3 protein-coding genes and 1 pseudogene are annotated in these 2517 nt (G+C 57.9%); 2 read left to right on the top strand and 2 right to left on the bottom strand.

Annotated elements, in window-relative coordinates:
• On the top strand, positions 1-391 hold a 391-nt coding region (locus ABSG20_RS34565), incomplete at its 5' end, for a 2Fe-2S iron-sulfur cluster-binding protein (protein WP_423868917.1).
• Between the two features lie 148 nt (positions 392-539).
• Complete coding sequence (locus ABSG20_RS34560) at positions 540-1211, top strand: sensor histidine kinase (protein ID WP_423868916.1); 672 nt, start codon at positions 540-542, stop codon at positions 1209-1211.
• A 46-nt stretch (positions 1212-1257) separates the two neighbouring features.
• On the opposite strand, the pseudogene ABSG20_RS34555 reads toward ABSG20_RS34560, so the two are convergent.
• Positions 1258-1362 (bottom strand): annotated as a pseudogene (locus ABSG20_RS34555) (NADPH-dependent FMN reductase); the annotation flags it as partial.
• 98 nt (positions 1363-1460) lie between these two features.
• Complete coding sequence (locus ABSG20_RS34550; RefSeq protein WP_423868918.1) at positions 1461-2408, bottom strand: aldo/keto reductase; 948 nt, start codon at positions 2406-2408, stop codon at positions 1461-1463.
• Between the last annotated feature and the right edge of the window lie 109 nt (positions 2409-2517).

Genomic DNA, 2517 nt, shown 5'->3' with positions numbered 1-2517 from the left:
GGGCGGCCTTGCTGCGTGTGGCGTCGCGCCGGATCACATCCACACCGAGATATTCGGCGCCGGTCCATCTAAAACGCCAGGCATTGCTTCTTCGCCACGTCAGCCGCCTCATTTGCCGGCAGGGTCCCCTGGCTCAGGACCGATGGTTTCGTTCGCCCGCAGCGGTCTCAATGTCCGCTGGGGGTCATCGTTCCAGAGCTTGCTCGAGGTGGCCGAGGCTTGCGACGTGCCTGTGCGGTGGGCGTGTCGAACCGGGGTCTGCCATACCTGTGAGACCGGGCTTGTGGCGGGCAAGATCGGTTACCGCCCGGACCCGGTCGACGCACCGGCGGACGGTAACGTGCTGATCTGCTGCTCGCAACCCCAGGGCGACGTCGTAATCGATTTGTGAGCGCATGAGCCTGATTACTTGCGCGCTCACACATGGAGGGCTTCACATGAAATCGGACATGGTGCCCGGAGCCTTTTTTCCAGACTTTCGCACTTGGTGACCATACCGCGAAACATCGAAATCTCTCCGAGGAGAAGGGTACAATGAAATGAACACCATGCCATCGTTGCAAATTCGTTCCGTGTCGGCGCTGGATCCGGCCGAGCCAATACACCGTTATGAGCGCGAACATGGTCAACTCCTGCTGATGGAGATGAGTCATCGGGTCAACAACGAATTTGCCTCGGCGATAAGCATGGTGTCTCTCAATGCGTCCCGGTCTTCTGACGCCAAGGTAAAATCTGCCCTGGAGGACGTACTCGAAAAACTTCACCACTACGCTCACGTTCATCGCGCTCTGGAAATTCCAACGACCCCGTGGCGTATCGATACGTCGTCTTATCTGAGCGATCTATGCCGATCCATCAGTAATGCAAAGCTTGCCTGCCGAAATATCGAGTTGGTCTTTGTCGAACGGCCACCGATACAACTGACAGCTGAAAACTGTTGGACGCTTGGAATGGTGATTTCCGAGCTGATCACGAACGTTGTTCGTCATGCGTTTGGCGAACATGGAGGAACCATACGAGTCGAACTCAGGACACACAGGGGACAAACCGAGTGTCGCGTGTCCGACAACGGGGTTGGCATGGAGGTCTGTAATCCTGGAAGCGGGATAAAAATTATCAGCTCCTTAGTCGATGTCCTAGGTGGAACGTTCGAGCAGTATTCGGGGCCGGATGGAACATTGTCGGTAATTGCATTCCCGGTCTCGAATTGAACGGATCAAAGAGTAAGACCTCGCCTGCCTCTGGGGACGGTTGCTATTCAGTATCGCGGATCTTGCCGGCCAACTGCTGAAGCTGCTCGGGCGCTTTTCCCCGCGGATATTCCTTGTACATTCTGTCAAGCATCGGAAGGCGTACCGCCTTGCCGGCAAGGCGAGCTCGCCTCCGACCTCTTTGCTTTCTACCTGCCGAGGCGAACCCGGAGGTCGGGAGGCTTACCCTTGCGGCTCCGCGCTGCTGCTTCAATTCACCGGGGCCCGGGGAATAAATCCAGGCACGCCGGTCTTCACCACCGCGTTGAACCGGGCACTTGTTGTGATGCGGTCCCGAATCTCCCGCATGGCGTCTTCGGGAAGAGCTGAAATCTCGAAGTTCTCCTGGATGCGCTGAGGTTTGGTCGAGGTGGTCAGGAAAGCGGTGCCACGCTGTACGGCCCAGGCCAAGACCACTTGAGCTGGTGTCTTGTGCACACGCTGTGCGATCGCTGTAATCACCGGATCGTCGATTATTTTTGGCTCCAGGGCATGTCCCACCGCCGCAAACGCCTGCAGTACAATCCCATGCTTCCGGCAAAACTCTAGCAGGTCCCATTCGGGAAGATACGGATGCGACTCGACCTGCACGACGGCAGGCTTGATCCGCGCAGCCGAAACGATCTCCCGCAGCTTCTCCAAAGTAATATCCGATAAGCCGATCGACCTGCAGTGCCCCTCGTCCACGAGACGCTCGAGCGCCCGCCATGTCTCCAGTAACGTCACGCCTGAGTCGTAAATTACCCGACCTTGCTCGTCCCTTGGATCCGGCTCGTCGCCCGGTTTGAAGGCAAAGGGGGTATGGATAATATAGCAATCGATATAGTCGACTCTTAGTCGCTGACGACTCGCGTCGTAGGCGGCCTTGACCCGTTCCGGACGATGATTGGTGTTCCATAGCTTGGTGGTAACGAACAGCTCCTCCCGCTGAAGGGTCCCCGCCTCGAACGCTTCCTGGATCGCATCGCCTACCGCTTCTTCGTTGCGGTAGCGTTCCGCACAATCGAGATGCCGGAATCCCACTTCCAATGCGGCCTTGGTAGCCTGTTTGGTCGCAAGACGATCCGGAATCAGCGTGCCAAACCCGACCGCGGGCAGCTCGCCAGATCCGTGGGCAAGATGAATCCTGGTATAGCGAAGCGCCTCGGATGTTGCCATGCCCATCCTCCCTTGTTTAACCTCAGCGGCTGCACCACCGGCACCCTGCTTCGACGACGCGTTCAACGTGATGGCTCCGCGGGCATTAACTGGCCAGCCGCGGCTTGCG

The organism is Bradyrhizobium sp., from assembly GCF_049512235.1.
GTDB lineage: Bacteria > Pseudomonadota > Alphaproteobacteria > Rhizobiales > Xanthobacteraceae > Bradyrhizobium.
This window is presented reverse-complemented; position numbering and strand designations above follow the sequence as displayed.